The organism is Chryseobacterium sp. JUb7 (assembly GCF_024806495.1).
Lineage (GTDB): Bacteria > Bacteroidota > Bacteroidia > Flavobacteriales > Weeksellaceae > Chryseobacterium.
Genome location: NZ_JANUFF010000016.1, coordinates 33,969 through 54,943, shown reverse-complemented (window position 1 = coordinate 54,943; position 20,975 = coordinate 33,969). Strand labels below are relative to the sequence as shown.

Here is a 20,975-nt window from a genome sequence, read left to right as displayed (position 1 = left end):
TTAATTTGATTTAAAATACAGACTTAACCTAGGGCTAAGCCTGTATTTTTAACTTGATATGAATGTACTTTTAATTTCTAGTATCCGTAATCTTGGGTAAGATTGTAATTGGAATTAACAACATCTAATGCCAATGGAAGTAGTTCTCTCTTGTTTGGCTGGAAATAGTAGGCATAACTCTTAATTGGATCACCACTGATGTATGGTTGTGTCATCGCCAGTCTCCAGTTTACTTTTGTATAGCCGGAAGGTGTTGCCACACTTTGGTTCGGAGTATAGAAAATATCTGCTTTTGCAACACCGGTTGCTGTGTAGAAATCTATATCTGAAATATTCTGTTGAGCCGTTTTTGTTTTGTCATATGCTACTTTCTTATAGAAAATATATTCCGGCACATTGGCGTAAGCTCCTGTACCATTCATGAATTGGGTAAGCTTAGCTCTTGTTTCATTAATTTTAGTTTCTAATAAATTCCATCGGATAAGATCATATTTTCTAAGTCCTTCTCCACCAAATTCTAGCTGTCTTTCTTTCACAAGATAATTAAAGAATCCTGTTTTATCTGTAGGTATAGTTCCCACCTGTCCAAGATTACCGGTGTAAGCTCTTTGTTTTACCGACATTACAGCGTTAATGGCATCTGCAGAAGGACCATTATGAAGTTCATTATCTGCTTCAGCAAACATGAGCAGGATATCCGAATATCTTAATAAAGGCCAGTCGATACCAAGGTTTTGTGAAGTTCCGGTAATATTTGACCATGATTTTCTGAATTTACCATCATTCCAGTTGATAGATGTCTGCAGTTCCTCCTGTTTTGTTGTATTTACTCTGAAGATCGCAACATTGATGTCTCTTCTTACATCATATTTGCTGAATTCATAAAAATAGGTTGGGATAGCGCTGATTCCTCCTGAAGATTTCCAGTCTGTATCATCATGCCTTAACCCATTGTAGTAACCAATCTTACTGTCGGTTCTAGAGTTTCCTCCGAATGCTCCGATCGCATAAATAACCTCGTTTGTTGCATCTTGAGAATTAGTATGTAATGATCTGAATAATCCTTCATAGCTAGGGTTTAGCTGATGCTGCCCGGAATTGATGATATCTTTACATTCATCATAAGCGATCTGATAATATTTTTGAGGATTGGATCCCTGTAGCATTTGCTGAGGAGCTCTTCTTAATGAATATCCGGCTCTTGCCAATGCGATTCTGGCTCTTAATCCTTTCACGGCACCTTTCGAAATTCTTTGTGCTGTTGTTGCTCCTTCAGATCTCCACGGAACAAGGCTTTCTGCTTTTAATAAATCATCGAGAATTTTTTCGTAGATAATGTCTCTGTCCGTTTTTGGAAGATATAAATCAGGAAGATCTGCTGACGGTACATCCTGAAAAGGTACATCGCCCCAGTTTTTGATAAGATCAGAATAGAATTGAGCTCTCAGTGTTAAAGCTTCACCCAGATATCTGTCCATTAATTTTTTATCTGCTTCAGAACCTGTTTTATAAACTGGCGAAAGCGGAATATTTTTAATAACAAGGTTGGCTCTCTCAATACCAGCATAGGTATCCAAAAAAGGTCTTAAAAGTTCTGTATTGGTAGGTATTGCTCCAAAACAACTGATCCCTCGTCTGTCATTGGCATTATAGTCTCCGGAAGTTCTTAAATCATCTCCGGATTGGGTAAGGATAAGATTCATTCTCTGACCATAGGTATTATCACCCATAGTGGCGTTGTAAACACCAACCAAGGCAGAGAAAGTGTCGGAAGCAGAATCGAATTGTTGTGCTTCTGCGGTATTGGATAAGCTTTCCACATCCAGATATTGGTCGCATGAATTTAAAGTTATTAATCCTGCAATGGAAAATACTATAGCTAAAAATTTATTCTTCTTCATAATATTAGGGTTTAAAAAGTGATGTCAACTCCTGACAAGATAAATCTGCTGCGTGGGTAAGCGGCATAATCTACACCAGGTGTTAAAGGATTTCTTCTTGTATTAGCTTCCGGATCATATCCAGAGTATCCGGTGATTGTAAATACATTGTTCATTGTAAAATACAGTCTGAAATTTGAAAGACCTAATTGTTTAGTAAATTCTTTTCCAAGAGAATAACCGATTGTTACGTTATTTAATCTTAAGAAAGAACCGTCTTCAATAGCATACGAGTGTAAGAAATAAGCACCTGCAGGAGGAGTCCATCCTGTAGTATTGGCATTTAATGCTGCCAGAGCAGTTGGGTCATTTACCTTTTGCCCTGCATCATCAAACCATCTCCATCTGTCAGCAACTTCTGCTAACATATTGTTGTCTTTGTATAAATATTGGGTTGAGTATTCGATTTTATTGGCGTTGTATACTTTATTTCCTACAGAGAAGTTGAACAGTAAGCTCATATCCCAATTTCTGTAACGGAAAGTCTGGCTGAAACCACCATAGAATTTAGGTTGTGCATTTCCTAAATCAGTCATGTCCTTATTATCAATCACACCATCACCATTCAGATCCTGAAGCTTAAGATCTCCCGGCTGTACTAGTTTTGCTCCATTTGCTGCAGCTGCAGAACTTGGAATACCAGCTTTTAAAGTGTATACCTGTGTTGCTGCATTATAGTCGAAATCACTTACTTCATATCTTCCTGCAGTTACATATCCCCAAAAAGTACCTACCGGCTTACCAACCTGTACCAGGAAGTCATTCAAGCTGTTTTGCCAGCCTGAAGGGTACAGATAAGAAAATGAACTTGGAGAGGCATTGTCTCCTAAGCTCTTGATGGTGTTTCTATTTGACGAAATATTGGCATCCATTTTCCATGTGAAGTTATCATTGCTGATGATGGTGCTTCCCACGGAGAATTCAATACCCTTATTTGTTGTGCTTCCTGAGTTTTGATATTGATATTCGTACCCTGTAGTTTTAGGAATCTGCGCTAAAAGCAATAGATCTTTAGTATCAGTCTGGTATAAATCCAGAGCACCATACACTCTTCCTTTAAATAATCCGAAATCTAAACCAATATTTTTAGACGTTGCAGATTCCCATTTCACATTTTTATTTGCCAAGATATTTCCGGTCGTAGCACCAGGAGTTACATTGGTGCCAAATGCGTATCCGTAATCAGATGATGTTGTAAAGAAAGTATCGTATAAGAAAGATCCGATTCTGTTATTTCCTGATAAACCATATCCCAAACGAAGTTTTAATTCGCTGACTGTTTTGTTACCTTTTAAGAAATTTTCTTCAGTAATCTTCCAGGCTGCAGAAGCTGCAGGGAAATATCCCCATCTGTTTCCAGGTCCGAAAACACTTGAACCATCTGCTCTCATGGAAGCGGTAAGGATATATTTATTTTTGAAAATATAATTGGCTCTGCCAAAAAATGATGCCAGACGATCAGGGTTTCTTCCTGCTCTCGGTGCGTCCTGTACCAATCCTCCAGGTGGAGAAGCTGACTGAATGTTGGCAAATGCTTCTTCAGCACTTATAGATTTTGGAAACCATTTAATGGTCATTGCCAACGATTCTCCATCTGTTTTTACCATTTCCTGACCTACCAATAAATCTAATTTATGATTTCCAAATGTCTTTCTGTAATTTAAAGTATTGGTGTTGGTAATTCTTCTTGTTTGAGATTTATTTAAAAGGACAACTGGCTGATCATTATTCTGTCTTGCCACTGATGTTATCGGTCCGGAAAACTGATTGATAAATTCATCTCTCTGTACATATCCGATCACACTTCTGAATGTAAAATCTTTACTGATTTTATATTCTAAAGTTCCATTAAGTAATAAATCATTTCTGCCATTTTCTTTTATCTCGTTATTCGCTAAAAGAATAGGGTTTACAAGATTGGTCTCATTGGCAAATAAAGGATCGAAATCATCAACATCCACTGCAGAACCGCCTTCAAAAGGCTGATACCTAACGGCATTTCTCAGTCTGTTGGTACTTTGCGAACCTGTAGAAGATGTTCCGGCTCCGAAAATAGTCTGTCTGCTGTATCTGGCATTCAGAGTCATATTTAATTTCTTAGAAATCTCATAATCATACTTGAAGTTGGCCATATTTCTTTTAAATCCTGAACCAATCATGATCCCGTCTTCCTGCACATTATTTAATGATAATGAGAAAGAAGAATTATCAGATCCTCCGGTTACAGAAAGGTTGTGAGTAAAGTTGAAAGCCTCTCTACCGAATACTTCATCCTGCCAGTCTCTTTTTTTAACTTTTTTGTAGTCCTCAATTTTGTCATAAGTACCATATCTTGCTACAAATGCATCCATATCTGTCTGTACGCCACCCTTATTGTACAATTCATACTGATAAAGTACAAATTGATATGGGTCTAATACATCAATTGTATTCTGTATTTTTCTTACGCCTAAAAATCCGTTATAGTTGATAGATGTTTTAGCTCTTTTACGGCCTCCTTTCGTTGTAATTAAAACTACTCCGTTTGCCCCTCTGGCGCCATAAATATTGGTAGAAGAAGCATCTTTTAAAACCTCAATAGACTCGATCTCTTTTGGTGATAAAATTGATAGCGCATTATCCATCTGTACTCCATCCACGATATAGAGCGGTGCATTACTCCCCGTGATAGAGTTACCTCCACGAATTACGATATCCACATCAGCTCCCGGCGAACCTTCACTTAATGAAACCTGTACTCCGGCCATTCTTCCTTGGATTGCTTCAGCAGCATTGGTGGACGGCATATCTTTAATAGCATCTGCTTTTACAGAAGCAACAGAATTGGTAACATCCTTTTTAGAAACTTTGGTATAGCCTACCAAAACCACTTCATCAATGTTTTTTTCGGTTTCCTTTTTCGGTTCTTTTTCTTGAGCCATAGCAAGGACAGGAAGTAGAAAGACAGTTAAATATAACCACTTTATTGAATGTACTTTTTTATCCATTTTGTATCCTTATAGTTTTAATTCTTTTGTTGAAAGTCTTTTCTCAATCTTTGTTTTTTTGTGGATTTTGTAAGTATTCTATGTTGATGATAGTGGTAATATTTTAAAAGTTTTACGCTTTTTAGAAGTGCAATCGATTGCGTAATTATTCGTAATAAAATATCTTGGCTTCTAAACTAATATTATTTTCCAATATGCAAAGAAAAAAATATTATTTTTTCATTAATTTGACTGTTTGAGTTTTTAAAATTAACAAAACATTTGTTAGTTAGGTTACTTTAAATTATTGTTAATCAATTGCTTTTGTATTTTATTTGATTTTATTAATACTATTTAAAAAAAATAAAAAATCTTTATGTTTAATATTGAAAAACTTAAAATTTGCTTAAAAAATGACCTGTTTTTATCTTAAAAAATTCCCAAAATTAGTAGTTAAGACCAAAATTTTAACAAGTTTCCTGATTTTTGTCATCTTTTTGGGTTGATATTTTTAACCAAATTTTGCACTTAATAACAATTAATCTTATTGTCTATAATATATAGTAAGATTATAAGATATTTTTGTCGAATCAATATTGAATGTTTTGTGGTTTTATTTTGGCATGATTTTATATTTATTATGTTGTTAAGCATTAATTTTGGTTATTTTTAACCGTCCTTTTTTCTTTATATTTTTCTCTTTTTCTAAAAAAAATAAATTTTATTTAATTGTAAATCAGTAATTTGAAAATTTAAATTAATTTTTTGTTAACTAATTGAAGAATAATTATATATTTATCCCACAAGTATTTCTATCAAATTTTAGTGTAATTTTATGCAATCGATTACGCAATGTTTAACAGGTTTTGATAAAACCGCAAAAAGAAAAAGTATAAAGTAGTATGACAAAATCAGAATTTCGTTACGCCCATCATCCCGAAGATGTAAAAAAATATACAACTGAAGAATTGAGAAGGGAGTTTTTGATGAATGATTTATTTAATGAAGATCAGATCAATGTAGTGTATTCTATGTATGACAGAATGATCGTTGGTGGTGCAATGCCTTTAAAAAGTGCTTTGAAACTGGAACCGACAGACGATCTTAAAGCTGAGAATTTCTTAGACAGAAGAGAATTGGGAATCATCAATGTAGGCGCGCCTGGAAAGGTGACTGTTGATGGTGAAGTTTTCGAGTTGGGAAATAAAGAAGCTTTATACATTGGGAAAGGAGCAAAAGATGTAGTTTTTGAAAATGGAAATGAAGGTCAGACTTTATTTTATTTCAACTCTGCGCCGGCTCATCATTCTTATCCTACAAAGAAAATTACTAAAAACGAAGCTGAAATTGTAGAATTGGGCGAAACAAAATATGCAAACAGAAGAACAATCAATAAACTGATTGTCAACAGCGTATTGGAAACGTGCCAGCTACAAATGGGAATGACTGAGTTGCACGAAGGAAGTGTTTGGAACACAATGCCTTCTCATACTCACACCCGCAGAATGGAAGTTTATTTTTATTTTGATCTGGAGGAAGGTCAGGCGGTAAGCCATTTTCTTGGTCAGCCTAATGAAACGCGTCATATTTTTATGAAAAATAATGAAGCGGTATTGTCTCCGGAATGGTCTATTCACTCAGGAGTTGGAACTTCCAACTATACATTTATCTGGGGTATGGCTGGAGAAAATATGGATTATGGCGATATGGACGCTGTTAAAACTAACGAACTAAAGTAATTTTTCTAATGAATTTATTTGATTTATCCGGTAAAGTAGCAGTCGTTACAGGCGGTACTCACGGATTAGGAATGGCAATGGCAGAAGGTCTTGCCGCTGCAGGTGCTGAACTGGCGATCACAAGTACGACACCATCAAAATTAGAGGAAGCTTTAAACTATTATCATTCCAAAGGATACAAAGCAACCGGTTATCTTTTTGATGTGACGGACGAGCTGGAAGCCGCTCAGAAAGTAGCTTTAATGGAAGCTACCCATGGAAAAATAGACATCCTGGTCAATAATGCAGGAATCATCAAACGTATTCCGGCTATTGAGATGGAAGTGGAAGACTTTAGAAAAGTAATCGATGTAGATCTTACAGGACCTTTTATCATGTCGAAATTAGTCGGCAAATATATGATTAAAAGAAAATCCGGTAAGATTATCAACATCTGCTCAATGATGAGTGAGCTGGGTCGTGACAATGTAGTGGCGTATGCTTCTGCAAAAGGCGGTCTGAAAATGCTTACCAAAAATCTGGCGACAGAATGGGCAAAGCATAATATTCAGGTGAACGGAATCGGTCCCGGATATTTTGCGACTTCTCAGACAGAACCAATCCGAGTGGATGGACATCCTTTCAATGATTTTATCATCAGCAGAACGCCGGAAGGAAGATGGGGAAATCCTGAAGACCTTGCTGGAACGGCTATTTTCCTGGCTTCGGATGCTAGCAGATTCATCAACGGACAGATTATTTACGTTGATGGCGGAATTTTGGCGACCATCGGGAAACCTGCTAATGAGTAACAACAGAATTAGATTAGAATGAAACCTTTTATTACAGATAATTTTTTATTACAAAATAAATACGCTGAAGAATTATACTTCAAATACGCGGAAAAGCAACCCATCATTGATTATCACAATCATTTGATTCCTAAAGATATTGCAGAAGACACTGTTTTCGAAAATATTTCAAAGGTGTGGATTGCGGGCGACCATTACAAATGGAGAGCTATGCGTACGATGGGCGTGAACGAAAAATTCATCACGGGAGATGCTTCAGATAAAGAAAAATTTGAGGCTTGGGCTAAAACAGTTCCGTATACATTGAGAAATCCTTTGTATCACTGGACGCATTTAGAATTAAAAAGATATTTCGGAATTGATGAATTATTAAATGCAGATAATGCATCTGAAATTTACGAAAATATCACTGCTCAGCTTCAGACTCCTGAAAAATCGACAAGAGGTTTGTTAAAAATGATGAATGTAGAATCTCTGTGCACAACGGAAGATCCTACAGATATTTTGAATTACCATCAGGATTTGGCGAAAAGCGATTTTAGCATTAAAGTAAGTACCGCTTTCCGTCCTGATAAAGCTATTTTGATTGAAAATCACAATTTTGCAGATTATATTTCAAAATTAGGCGAGTCAGCTGGAATTGAAATTAATTCTTACCAGACTTTGTGCGATGCTTTACTAAAAAGAATTGAATATTTCCACGAAAACGGATGCAGATTGTGCGACCACGGATTGAATAATATTTCTTTCGAAGAATTTACAGAAGCAGAAGTTAGCACGATTTTCAATGATAAAATTTCAGGAAAAGTAATCGCTGAAAAGCAGGTAAATCAGTTCAAAACAGCTATTTTATTATTCTTAGGTGAAGCTTACCATAAATACGGTTGGGTTCAGCAGTTCCACTTGGGCGCTTTGAGAAATAATAACGAAAGAATGCACAGAATTCTAGGTCCTGATACGGGTTGGGATTCTATCGGTGACTTCGTTCAGGCTGAAACCTTGTCTAAATTATTGAACACTTTAGACGGTAAAGATAAATTAACAAAAACCATTTTATATAATTTAAATCCTGCCGACAACGAGATTTTTGCGACAATGATCGGGAATTTCAATGACGGCAGTATCAAAGGAAAAGTACAGTTCGGTTCAGGATGGTGGTTCCTGGATCAGAAAGACGGAATGATCAAGCAGATGAATGCCCTTTCCAATATGGGATTGATCAGCTGTTTCGTTGGAATGTTAACGGATTCCAGAAGTTTCCTTTCTTACCCGAGACACGAATATTTCAGAAGAGTATTGTGTAATCTTTTCGGAGAGGAAATGAAAAACGGAGAATTACCAGATGATATCGAACTGATTGGTAAAACCATTTCAGATATTTGTTATCATAATGCTAAAAATTATTTTGATTTTTAAATAATTAAGGCTGTAGAATGCGGAATGCTTCGACAGGCTCAGCATGACAGCGTTGACATTAACAGTTAGTATTAGAAATGTCACACTGAGCCTGTCGAAGTGTTTTGTCTTTGATTTCAACAAAAAGTATTAAATAAAAAATAGAATAAACTCTATTTAAATTAAGAAAATGAGCAACAAAATAGTCACATTCGGAGAAGTCATCATGCGACTTTCGCCACCCGGAAGCAGAACGATGAAGCAAAGCCACGAAATGGAATTCTTTTTTGGCGGAACAGAGTTGAATGTAGCATCTTCATTAGCAACAATGGGTTGTGACGTAAGACATATCAGCAGTGTTTCTGATGATTTTGTAGGGGAGTCAGCGCTTTCTTTTGTAAAAAGCTTCGGAATTGATACCCATTTTATTTCTAAAAATGAACATCCTTTGGGATTATACTTTTTAGAAGTAGGATCATCAGTTCGTGCAAGCAGAATTGCTTACAACAGATTAAATGGTTCTTTTGCAAATATTCTGCCTGAGGAAATTGACTGGAAAAAAGCGCTTGAAGGCTGTCAATATTTTCATTGGACAGGCATCAGCCCCGGAATTTCCGAATCGGCTTATGAAAGTTTAAAAGAAGGTTTACAAACTGCCCGTGAACTGGGAATTGAAGTAACAACCGATCCGGCTTACCGTTCCAACCTTTGGAAATATGGAAAAAAAGGAAACGATGTTTTGAAAGAACTGGTTTCTTTATCAACGATTTTCATCGGTGGAGTGAATGAAATTAATGAAATCCTTGGAACTCAGTTTTCATCAGATAAAGAAGGTTTTTTACAGGCTTGTAAAGAATTGAAAGAACAATGTCCTTCTATTCATAAGATTTTCGATAAAATAAGAATAGGTGTTACAGCAAGTTCTCAGCAAACGCAGGGAAGAGCTTTGGTAAACGATCATTATTTTGAAACTGAATTGCTCGAAGTCAATCCTGTAGTCGACAGAATCGGAACAGGAGATGCTTTTGCGGCAGGTTTAATTTACGGTCTAATCAATTTTGATGATGAAAAAGCATTGAATTTTGCCAACGCAGCCTGCGCAATAAAACACACTATTTTAGGTGATATCAATTACAGCAGCGCTGAAGATATTCTGGAAGTCATGAATGGAGATTCAGGCGGAAGAATAAAAAGGTAAATAGTTTAGCAATTTACTAACCGATATAACATTGTCAGGCTGAGCTTGTCGAAGCCTTAGCATAAAAAAAGTCAAAAAACATGACAAAAATTCAAACCGTTACAAATGCTATTATCAATCAGGGGATTTTACCTCTGTATTATAACGCTGATGAAACAGTAACGATAGACATATTAAAATCGCTTTACAAAGCAGGAATCCGTGCCGTAGAATATACAAGCCGAGGTGAAGCTGCATTGAGTAATTTCACTAAAATGGTTGAAATCCGTAATGCGGAAATGCCGGAAATGCTTTTGGGAATCGGAACAATAAAGAATGTACAGCAAGCTGAAGAATATTACAAAGCGGGTGCAGATTTCTTTATCAGTCCGGGTTTTGTGGAGGAAGTTGCGGAATTTTTAATTCCAAAAGATATATTGTACAGTCCGGGTTGTATGACACCGACAGAAATTATTACCGCGGAAGCTGCAGGAGTAACTTTCATTAAATTATTTCCTGGAAATGCTTTAGGAACAGGATTTATGAGCGCTATTAAAGATGTTTTCCCGAATCTTAAATTTATGCCGACTGGTGGGGTTGATACGACAAAAGAAAGCATCGAAAGCTGGTTCAAAGCTGGAGTTTCAGCAGTTGGAATGGGAAGCAAACTGGTAAGCAAAGAATTGATGCTTGCAAAAGACTACGTAACGATTGAAAACGAAACTAAAAAAGTTCTTGAAATCATTCAAGCTTTAAAATAATAATGATAAAGCAAAGCAAAAAACTTTGTGATCTTATTTAAGTCAAGCGCCTTTGCGCTTAAAAAATCATTATTAAAACGAACACAACAAAAACGAACTAATTCTAAAACTAATATGAGTTTAGTTAAATCTCCTAAACCGAGTACTTTCAGATGGACGATATGCTTTTTGCTGTTCATTGCGACTACGATCAATTATCTTGATCGTCAGGTTTTATCTTTGACGTGGAAAGATTTTATCGCTCCGGAATTTCACTGGAACAATAATGATTACGGAAATATCACCGCCTTATTTTCTATTTTTTATGCGGTGGGAATGCTTTTCGCTGGAAAATTTGTGGACTGGATGGATACTAAAAAAGGTTTCCTTTGGGCGATAGGAATTTGGTCTATCGGCGCGGTTTTACATGCATTTTGCGGAATTGCCACTTCAGGAATTCTTACCGGAAACTGGATGGCCGGTTTTCATGGTTCTAAAGAATTAATAGGAACGGTTTCCAATACTTCTGCCATCATCAGTACCAGTGTGTCTCTGTTTATTTTTGCACGTTTTGTACTGGCTATCGGGGAAGCAGGAAATTTTCCGGCAGCAATTAAAACAACCGCTGAATATTTTCCTAAAAAAGACAGAGCTTTATCCACAAGTATCTGGAATGCAGGAGCTACGGTTGGAGCTTTAGCAGCACCCATTACGATTCCTTTCATTGCTAAATCAATGGGTTGGGAATGGGCGTTTATCATTATTGGTGCTTTAGGATTTATCTGGATGGGACTTTGGGTATTTTACTATAAAAAACCTCACGAACATCATAAAGTTAATGAACATGAATTAAACTATATTCAACAAGACGTAGAAGATTTTCCGGTTGAAGAAAATAAAACAGAAATAGAAGAAAGGAAATTCACTTTCAAAGAATGTTTCAGTCATAGACAGACTTGGGCTTTTGCTTTCGGAAAGTTTATGACAGACGGTGTTTGGTGGTTCTTTTTATTCTGGACGCCTGCTTATTTAAGTTCGGTTTACAAAATGGATTCCACGCAAAGTGCATTCCCGCTATTCGTTCTTTATATGATTACATTATTATCAATCATTGGCGGGTGGCTTCCAAAATATTTCGTTGAAAAGAAAGGGATGAACGCCTATTCAGGAAGAATGAAAGCAATGTTAATTTTCGCATTTTTCCCATTATTAGCGCTTTTAGCACAACCCTTAGGGTCAGTGACCTATTGGATTCCTGTTTTAATCATCGGAATTGCAGGAGCAGCGCATCAGGCGTGGTCGGCAAATATTTTCTCGACTGTTGGCGATATGTTCCCTAAAAAAGCCATCGCAACCATCACCGGAATTGGCGGAATGGCAGGTGGAATTGGTTCATTCATTATTAATAAATCTTCAGGAGTGTTATTCGATCACGCTCACAAGGCCTGGTCAACGGTTGATGGAACTCCTTTATTGGAAAAATATCCTCAATATATTAACGAAAGATTACCGGACGGATTTTTTGAGCAATTGGAAAAATCTGGATCAGTAGTTGTAGACGGAATTGATAAAGGCTATATGATTATATTTTCAGCATGTGCAGTAGCATATCTTATTGCATGGAGTGTAATGAAAACATTAGTCCCAAAATATAAAGTAATTAAATAATATCTTATTCTAAACCTTGGAGGTTGGATTAAGATAAAACTCTGCGATCTTATTTAAGTGAAACGCCTTTGCGAACTTAAAATATACATCAAGTTTTAAAAGAAAAATCTTTGCGCCCTTTGCGTTTAAAATAAAACCAAAACAAGCGCAACAATATTAGAAAAGATGGAAAATCAGATAAAACAAAAATTAAATCGTGAATTAAACGGTTCTCAGGAAAAACTACCAACCAAAATTATACAGTTTGGAGGTGGAAATTTCATGAGAGGATTCACAGATTATGTGATTGATAAATTAAATAAAGAAGCGGGATTCAATGCAGGAATTGTCAACGTTCAGCCAACTCAGGGCGGTTCGGTTCACAAACTGGAAGAGCAGGACAATCTGTACACGCTTTTTACAAGAGGAATTAAAAAAGGTGAGATTATTGATGAAAAGCAGATAATTTCTGCCATTCAGAAGTCGATAAATCCTTATACTAATTATAACGAATTTCTGGAATTAGCAAAAGAAGAAGAACTTGAATTTATCTTCTCTAACACTACAGAAACAGGAATCGCTTATGATGAGACTGAAAACAATTTTCAGGGACCTCACAAGAATTTCCCTGCAAAATTAACTGTGTTGTTATTTGAAAGATTCAAACATTTCAATGGAGCAGCAGATAAAGGCGTAAGAATTATTCCTTGTGAATTAATTGAAGACAATGCGTTTGTGTTGAGAGATATTATCTTAAAATATGCCCAACTTTGGGATTTAGATATTAACTTTGCGCAATGGATTACGCAAAATAATTATTTCCATAATACATTGGTTGATAGGATTGTTCCGGGGTATCCAAAAGATGATGCAGAATCTTACGAAGACCAATTGGATTATGAAGATAAAATGATGGTGGTTTCTGAAACGTTCTTACTTTGGGTTATTCAGGATGCCGGAAATTTGAAGGAAAGATTTCCTTTTGATCAAATTAATGAACAGATTTTGGTAGTTGATGATATTCAGCCATATCGTTTAAGAAAAGTAAGAATTCTGAACGGTGGACATACGTTGATGTTGGCTCCGGCGGTTTTATCAGGAAAAGAAACGGTAAAAGAATCTATTGATGATGCATTTATTGGTCAGTTTTTAAGTGAAACGATTTTTAATGAAGTCAATCCAACATTGGGTTTAGATGAAAAGGAATTAAAAGATTTTGCGGAAGAAGTTTTCGACAGATTCAGGAATCCTTTTATTAAACATTATCAGGCGAGCATTGCATTGTACTTTGTTTCTAAATTTAAAGTAAGAATCCTTCCGAGCTTGTTAGGATATGTTGAAATCAACAAAAAATTACCGCTGAATTTAGTATTCTCTTTAGCAAGTTTGATCAGATTCTATCAGGGAAGTTTTGGCGAAAAAGCTTTACCAATCAATGATGAAGAAGCTATTGTTGCTAAATTCAAAGAAATCTGGACAAACGAAGATTATGAAAAAGTAGCAGAACTTTCATTAAGCGAAACTGCTTTTTGGGATACAGATCTTACGCAGGTTGAAGGCCTGAAAGTCGCAGTCGCAAAAGCTTTGTGGGAAATAGACCACAACGGCGTAGAAACGGCCTATCAAAACTTTATACAATTTTATTCTTAGAAAAAATGCAAAAGAAAGTACTAAAAGTAAATCCCAAGGATAATGTAGCGGTGGCGCTGGTAGATCTGGCGCAAGGGGAGACTGTTACTTTGGGTGAACTTACTTATGAAATTATAAAAGATACGAAGGCGAAACACAAATTCGTGACTGAAGATCTTGCCGCAGGTGATTCTATCATCATGTACGGTGTTTTGGTGGGAAAAGCCAATCAGCCCATCCAAAAAGGAGAGGTGATTACCACGGAAAACGTAAAACACCAAAGCGCAAAAGTAGAAGGAAAAACAGAAACAACTTCTTGGACGGCTCCGAATGTTGATAAATGGAAAGATAAAACTTTCATGGGCTATCATAGAGAAGACGGGCAAGTAGGAACGGAAAATGTTTGGTTGTTTTTCCCGTTGGTTTTTTGTGAAAACAGAAATGTGGAGATCTTAAAAGATGTTTTTGAAAAAGAATTGTTATTCGAAAAAGTAACAAAACATCAGCTTTTATTAAGATCATTAATTAATAATTCAGAAACGGAAGCTGCTGTCGAAGAAGAGCAGGATTCAAGAGTTTTTAAAAATATCGAAGTTAAATTCATTACGCACCAAGGCGGCTGTGGCGGTATTCGTCAGGATGCGGAAGCATTGGGAAGATTATTGGCAGGATATGTTAATAATCCGAACGTAGCCGGAGCAACGGTGTTGAGCCTGGGTTGTCAGAATTTACAGGTTCAGATTTTTAAGGATGCTTTAGATAAAATCAGTCCGAACAATAAAAAACCAATTATCGTTTACGAACAGCAAAAATCGGGAACGGTGGATGAAATGCTAAGCGGAATCATTAAAGATTCTTACGAAGCCATTAAGCAAGCCAATGAAATAGAAAGAAAGCCGGCACCAATTTCTAAGTTAGTTTTAGGCTTGGAATGTGGTGGTTCAGACGGTTTTTCCGGAATTTCGGCCAATCCTGTTTTAGGACAATTGTCAGATTTGATGGCGGGAATCGGAGGCTCAACCATCCTTTCGGAATTCCCGGAATTGTGTGGAGTAGAGCAGGAGTTGGTTAACCGTTGTGTAAACGAAAATGATGCGGAAAGGTTTTTACAATTAATGAAAGATTTTGAAAATTCAGTCGTTGCTGCAGGATCTGGCTTTGATATGAATCCGTCGCCGGGGAATATTAAAGATGGACTAATAACCGATGCCATGAAATCTGCAGGAGCGGCTAAAAAAGGAGGTTCATCGCCTATAAATGATGTACTCGATTTTACAGAATATATCAAAGAACCGGGCCTAAATTTGCTTTGCACGCCTGGAAATGACGTAGAATGTACGACGGCTTTGGTGGGATCTGGTTCCAATGTGGTTTTATTCACAACAGGGTTGGGAACACCCACTGGAAATCCTGTCGTTCCGGTAGTGAAAATTTCGTCCAATACATCGTTATCAGAGAGAATGCCCGACATCATCGATTTCAACACAGGAGACGTGATCACAGGTGAAAAGTCAATAGACGAAAAAGCAGAAGAATTGTTAGAATTTATTATAGAGGTTGCCAGCGGAGACGTAAAAACTAAAGCTGCAATTCTCAATCAAAATGATTTTATTCCTTGGAGACGAGGCGTAAGTTTATAATTATTGTTTTAATTATATAAATATTAGGGTTGAAAATGCTTTCTACATTTTGTGGGAAGCATTTTCTTTTTGATGATAATGCGGGTTTGTAATCCGTGCTTCCCAAATCCCAAATAAAATGTCACGAATTAAAAATCCGCGACATCATTTATATTTTTATATTGATTCTACTAAAATTATTGCTTGGCTACTTTATTTCCAACTCCTGTAAGTGATGTGTCTGGTTTTCCACTTTTTGTACCGGAAGTTTTATAGAATATGGTATTATTACCTCCTTCCATGACGATTTTATCTACTTTATCAATGTATACCTTATTCCCAGTTCCGGAAATGGATATCTTTTTAGCGCTGCCTTTAATGGTGATCGTATTATCACCTCCTTCCACTTCTACAATACCTCCGTTAAGAGTATAATTCAGCTTATGACCGATGCCTTCTACCTGTATTTTTTTATCGTTGTCTGTTTTTTCTACCCCTTTCATGGATTCTGTCTTTCTGGATTGAGAAAAAGCGGTACCCGTACCCAAAAAGAGAATCGCCAGGATTGCTGCTGTTTTAATACTTTTCATATTGAATTTGAATTTAGTTGAAGGTAAATATAAGTATAAAATGGATTTTCATTGACTGTTTAAAAGTTAAAGGATTATAAAATTTATGACAAATTAGATAGAGAGGATTTGTAATCCGTGCTTAGAATGTTTGCAGAAAGTCACGGATTATAAATATTTGATATCAGATTGAAAATGCTTTATGTGTTGTGGAAGGAATTTCCTTTTTTTGTATATTCGACAAACTAAAATTAATAATCATGACAAATAAAAGCTATGTAATGTGGAACAATAAAGGAGGTGTAGGAAAAAGTACTATAACTTTTCATATTGCCTCCGCGTATGCTGAAAAACATCCAGAAAGAGATGTTATCGTTATAGATATGTGTCCACAAGCTAACTCATCTTCAATGTTAATGGGAGGAGGAAGAGAAAGTGAAGATGCTCTTCAATATCTAATATCAAAACCTGAACCACAAACTATAGTTGGATATATCACTGCAGAAACTTTAACAGGTAATGCTGATATCAAACAGTTTATTACTCAAGTCGCAACAATTAATTCAAATTTATCAGAGAATTTATATCTAATTTCAGGTGACGGTAATCTTGAATTAATAGCACCTCTTCTTTCACAAAGAGCAGGAGCAACACCTCTATCTTCTTCTGATAATCCTTGGATTAAGATCCACACAATCATTAAAAACCTTACTGAAAAAAGAATAGATGAAGATAGACCATGTACTTATTTTATTGATACAAATCCAAGCTTTGCCATATATACCCAACTAGCAATTGTTGGTGGTCAAGAGTTATTGGTACCAGTAAACGCTGATGACTCATCTATTTTTGCTATTACAGGATTATTTAATCTTATTTGGGGTAGCATTGATATTCATCCAGTTTATGGTAAGTATACTTTTGCAGAAAAAGCGAAGGACCATGGTTTAAGCTTGCCGAAAATATCATATCTACTAGGAAATAGATTTACTCAAAAGATTGGTGCTGCAAATGCTTTTAAGGCTCTCTCTGATGAAGCAATTGGTAGAATGTTTACTGAGTATGAAGATGACCCAAATAAATTTGAAAGTAGAGGTGTCACAATTAGGACAAAAGATGATTTTGAACGAGCGTATAGTGTTGAGCTTCGTGACTTTAATAGTGCAGGTGTAGTAGCTGCCAATCAAGGAATTCCCTTGAGTAAAATGACTCAACATACTTATGAAGTATATGGTATGAAAATTCAGGTTTCAAAAGAACAGAGAGAACTTTGTAAAAAAGCAATTGACGATCTTGTTGCAAAATTGTAGGTATATAAAAAGATGACGATTTATCTAGGTAACCAGGAGAAGGCTTTAATAAGGCTTAAAAAATAATTGCCTATAAAATAATAAGCACGGATTATAAATCCGTGCTTATTATTTTATAGAAAAGGAGTGAATGTTTTGTAAATTTTCCTCACACTAGTGCGAGCATCTCGCTTGTGCCAATTAAGAACACACGAACGAGACACTCGCACTAGCGAAATACATGTTATCCCCCCAAAAAAAATTACTGTCCAAAACTCATCCAGAGACCTTATACAGAAGTTCCAACATATTCTACAAAGGTTCCGATAAGTTATGCTACCTATCTAGAGACATTCATCAAAAGTCAAACGGGTTTATTAATGCATCCGATGGCATAAAATATATCTTCCGACCGTTATCTATGGCAATAAAATATAATCTAAATTTTAGCATTCAGATTCCAAGTCTTGAATTTTTATTTCTTTTGTTATCAAGATAAAAGAAAAATCACTTCCTTTTTGAAGACTTTCTGATATAAATCTGCGGCGCCAAAACCACCTTCTTCTCAGTAGAAACTCCAGAACCATTTTCTTTCACACTTTGCAGGAAAACCTGTCCCGCCATTTTTCCCATTGTCACAGGAGTCTGGTCTACAGAACTCATAGGCAGCTCCATAAATTGGGTGAAAGGTTCGTTGGAAAAGCCGATAACAGCTACTTCTTCAGGGATTTTGATCTTACGTTTTTTCAATTCCTGACAGGCACCTAATGCAGCAAAATCACTCGAAGAGAAAATAGCATCAGGAATAGATTTTCTGTCCCATAATTTTTTGATGGCTTCAATTCCCGCATCAATCGAACTTCCGGTAGTGATGATATTTTCATCTTTTACGGCTAAATGATGATCTATTAAAGCTTGTTTATAGCCATTTAAACGGTTTTGATAAATCTCAAGATTCAGATCTCCGGAAAAATGACATATATTTTTGTAGCCTTCCTGAATAAGGTGTTCCGTTGCGATATAACCTCCACGATAGTCATCGATAACTACAGTACTGATTCCCGGAATATCTTTCTTTCTGTCGAAAAATATAATCGGCGTGTTGGTGGTATCCAAAATACTTTGAATATGCTCTGTGTCAATTGTTGTTTTTGAAACCGACATGAAAATTCCGTCAACCTGTGCATTAAGCAAAGTATTTAAGTGTCTTTTTTCAATAGTGACATCTTCATGACTCTGACAGATGATGACATGATAACCAAAATGAGAAAGCTCTTCCTCGATTCCGCGGATGACGGATGAGAAGAAGTTGGTGTTTACAAAAGGAACGATAATTCCCACGTTTTTCGTTTCACCACTTTTTAAGGCTTTGGCCAGATTATTCTGCTTATAGTTCATTTCTTTAGCAGTCTTCTTTACCAAATCTTTTGTTGCCTGGCTTATTCTCGGATGATCGTTAAGTGCTCTGGAAACAGTTGCCACACTTACATTTAGCTTTTTCGAAATATCGTATATCGTGGCACTTTTCTTATTCATATATGTTTTTTTCTAGCTGTTTTTGTATGTCAAAATGAAATACATTATTGACGTAAATTTAATCAAATTATGTCTATCAAAAAGTAAATATTATGTATTTTATACAAGATAATGTTTAATGAAAACCAAATTACCCATAAAATACTTTTAAATGCTTAATTTTCTTTAGATTAAGATAGATTTTACTTAAAATAAAACCCTTTGCAATCTGAAAGTCAAACGTATTTGTATCACAAAAAAGTGTTTAGTTACATTTTAAATGATAAAAAACAGATAAGCTGTTTAACCAAAAAGGACACCGAAAATCGATGTCCTTGAATGACTAAGTATGAATGTGAAAAATATTTTATTTCTTCCAAAGCTTCTCAATTTCTTCTAATGATTTTCCTTTGGTTTCCGGAACCATTTTCCAGACAAAAAGTAATGATAAAACGCTCATCACACCATAAAAACCGTAGGTAAATGCTCCGCTGAATTCCATCATAAACGGATAGGTTGAAGAAATTAAATAATTGGCTGCCCATTGAGCTGCAACCGCGATGGCAATGGCTGATCCTCTGATTTTATTAGGAAAGAGCTCTGAAATTAAAACCCAGCAAATCGGTCCCCATGACATCATAAAAGATGCAGTATAAACGATGATAAATACCAATGTAGCAATCCCGATAATATGCAGATAGGAAAAAATTGCAATTGCAAACATGCCAATAGCCATCCCAATAGAACCTACAATGAGAAGTGGTTTTCGTCCCCATTTATCAACGGTGAAAATGGCTACAACGGTGAAAACTACGTTAACCAATCCCATCACAACGGTCTGCAGCATCGAAGCGTCTTTGTGAACGCCCATACTTTCGAAAATTCTCGGAGCATAGTATAACGCTACATTGATTCCTACAAATTGTTGAAAGACAGACAGTAGAATGCCAATAATGATTACTGTTTTCCCAAAAGCGAAAATTTCACTTTTATGTTCAGCCACTGTTCCTTTTATTTCATTGAAAATCTGATGTCCGCGAAGTTGACCATTAATTTTGGTTAAAATTTTAAGCGCTTCATCGTCTTTTTTAATCAGGGTAAGATATCGCGGTGTTTCAGGAACGAAGAATAATAAAATTCCGAATAATGCGGCAGGAATTGTTAATGATAAAAACATATAGCGCCATCCGATATCATTGATCCATTCTACTGATTTTCCGTCGGCAATTCCCCAATTGACAAAATAAACAACCAGCATCCCGAAAATTATTGCAAACTGATTTAAAGAAACCAGCCTTCCTCTTACTTCTGCAGGGGCAATTTCGCCAATATACATCGGACAGACTGCTGAAGCTAGCCCAACACCAATACCTCCGATAATTCTGTAAAAGTTAAAAGCCAATAAAACACCCATTGAGTGCTCGCCTTGTTTAAAAAATAAAAATTCGGGATAAGCTGCTCCCAAAGCACTGATGAAAAATAAAAATGCAGAAAGCATCAGTGATTTTTTTCTTCCCAGTTTTGATGAAAAATATCCTGAGACCGCTCCGCCGATGATACAGCCAATTAAGGCACTGGAAATTGTTGCTCCGTGTGCTAAGGAACTTAATCCCAAAGGGATAATAAGATATTCCTGAATCGATTTTTCGGCTCCGGAAATTACGGCTGTATCATAACCGAACAAAAGTCCGCCTAATGTGGCTACCAAAGTAAGTACAGTCACATAGGTCATGTTGATTTCCGCTTTTACTCCGTCTGAGGAATATTTGGGTCCGGAATCTATTATTTGCATAGTTTCATAGTAGTTTTAATTATGGGTAAAATTGTTGTTTAACGCAAAGACGCAAAGTTTTATCAGAATATAATGTTCTTAGGACGCAAGAAAATCAAAGATTTTCAGCAAGTTTTATTGAGGCGCAAGAATTAGTACGATAAAACCTAGCTCCTTTGCGTTTTCCC

14 protein-coding genes are annotated in these 20,975 nt (G+C 36.1%); 9 read left to right on the top strand and 5 right to left on the bottom strand.

Features of this window, described 5'->3' with window-relative positions; genetic code table 11:
- Positions 1 to 77: 77 nt before the first annotated feature.
- Positions 78 to 1,901, bottom strand: coding sequence for a RagB/SusD family nutrient uptake outer membrane protein (locus M2373_RS20775; protein ID WP_259113181.1), 1,824 nt, complete (start codon positions 1,899 to 1,901; stop codon positions 78 to 80).
- 11 nt (positions 1,902 to 1,912) lie between these two features.
- A complete protein-coding gene (locus M2373_RS20770; protein WP_259113180.1) occupies positions 1,913 to 4,927 on the bottom strand; it encodes a TonB-dependent receptor in 3,015 nt (1,004 codons plus the stop codon).
- 881 nt (positions 4,928 to 5,808) lie between these two features.
- On the opposite strand from M2373_RS20770, the gene kduI reads away from it, so the two are divergent.
- The 8 genes from kduI (at position 5,809) to M2373_RS20730 (ending at position 15,664) form a co-directional block, all read left to right on the top strand.
- The gene (gene kduI / locus M2373_RS20765; RefSeq protein ID WP_259113179.1) at positions 5,809 to 6,645 is read left to right on the top strand and encodes a 5-dehydro-4-deoxy-D-glucuronate isomerase; all 837 of its coding nucleotides are present in this window, start codon (positions 5,809 to 5,811) and stop codon (positions 6,643 to 6,645) included.
- An 8-nt stretch (positions 6,646 to 6,653) separates the two neighbouring features.
- Positions 6,654 to 7,436, top strand: coding sequence for a gluconate 5-dehydrogenase (locus tag M2373_RS20760; protein ID WP_259113178.1), 783 nt, complete (start codon positions 6,654 to 6,656; stop codon positions 7,434 to 7,436).
- 18 nt (positions 7,437 to 7,454) lie between these two features.
- Complete coding sequence (uxaC, locus tag M2373_RS20755; protein WP_259113177.1) at positions 7,455 to 8,852, top strand: glucuronate isomerase; 1,398 nt, start codon at positions 7,455 to 7,457, stop codon at positions 8,850 to 8,852.
- Between the two features lie 169 nt (positions 8,853 to 9,021).
- Positions 9,022 to 10,029, top strand: a complete 1,008-nt coding sequence (locus tag M2373_RS20750; RefSeq protein ID WP_259113176.1) for a sugar kinase — start codon at positions 9,022 to 9,024, stop codon at positions 10,027 to 10,029.
- A gap of 80 nt (positions 10,030 to 10,109) precedes the next feature.
- Positions 10,110 to 10,769 (top strand): bifunctional 4-hydroxy-2-oxoglutarate aldolase/2-dehydro-3-deoxy-phosphogluconate aldolase, encoded by a 660-nt coding sequence (locus M2373_RS20745; RefSeq protein ID WP_259113175.1) that lies wholly within the window; start codon positions 10,110 to 10,112, stop codon positions 10,767 to 10,769.
- Positions 10,770 to 10,883: 114 nt separating this feature from the next.
- Positions 10,884 to 12,416 (top strand): MFS transporter, encoded by a 1,533-nt coding sequence (locus M2373_RS20740; protein ID WP_259113174.1) that lies wholly within the window; start codon positions 10,884 to 10,886, stop codon positions 12,414 to 12,416.
- Positions 12,417 to 12,581: 165 nt separating this feature from the next.
- Entirely contained in the window at positions 12,582 to 14,045 is a 1,464-nt protein-coding gene (locus M2373_RS20735) for a tagaturonate reductase (RefSeq protein WP_259113173.1), read from the top strand.
- A 5-nt stretch (positions 14,046 to 14,050) separates the two neighbouring features.
- Positions 14,051 to 15,664 (top strand): UxaA family hydrolase, encoded by a 1,614-nt coding sequence (locus M2373_RS20730; protein ID WP_259113171.1) that lies wholly within the window; start codon positions 14,051 to 14,053, stop codon positions 15,662 to 15,664.
- A 176-nt stretch (positions 15,665 to 15,840) separates the two neighbouring features.
- Here the strand turns inward: M2373_RS20730 and M2373_RS20725 are convergent, their stop codons facing one another.
- Positions 15,841 to 16,233 carry a DUF3060 domain-containing protein gene (locus M2373_RS20725; protein WP_259113170.1) on the bottom strand — a complete coding sequence of 131 codons (393 nt, stop codon included), beginning with the start codon at positions 16,231 to 16,233 and terminating at the stop codon, positions 15,841 to 15,843.
- A 239-nt stretch (positions 16,234 to 16,472) separates the two neighbouring features.
- Here M2373_RS20725 and M2373_RS20720 point away from each other — a divergent pair, with 239 nt between their 5' ends.
- Positions 16,473 to 17,522 (top strand): ParA family protein, encoded by a 1,050-nt coding sequence (locus M2373_RS20720; protein ID WP_259113169.1) that lies wholly within the window; start codon positions 16,473 to 16,475, stop codon positions 17,520 to 17,522.
- A 486-nt stretch (positions 17,523 to 18,008) separates the two neighbouring features.
- Here the strand turns inward: M2373_RS20720 and M2373_RS20715 are convergent, their stop codons facing one another.
- Both M2373_RS20715 and xylE read right to left on the bottom strand, forming a co-directional pair.
- Positions 18,009 to 19,037: a LacI family DNA-binding transcriptional regulator gene (locus M2373_RS20715; RefSeq protein WP_259113168.1), complete on the bottom strand. Its 1,029-nt coding sequence runs from the start codon at positions 19,035 to 19,037 to the stop codon at positions 18,009 to 18,011.
- Between the two features lie 346 nt (positions 19,038 to 19,383).
- A complete protein-coding gene (xylE, locus tag M2373_RS20710) occupies positions 19,384 to 20,808 on the bottom strand; it encodes a D-xylose transporter XylE (protein ID WP_259113167.1) in 1,425 nt (474 codons plus the stop codon).
- Positions 20,809 to 20,975: the final 167 nt, after the last annotated feature.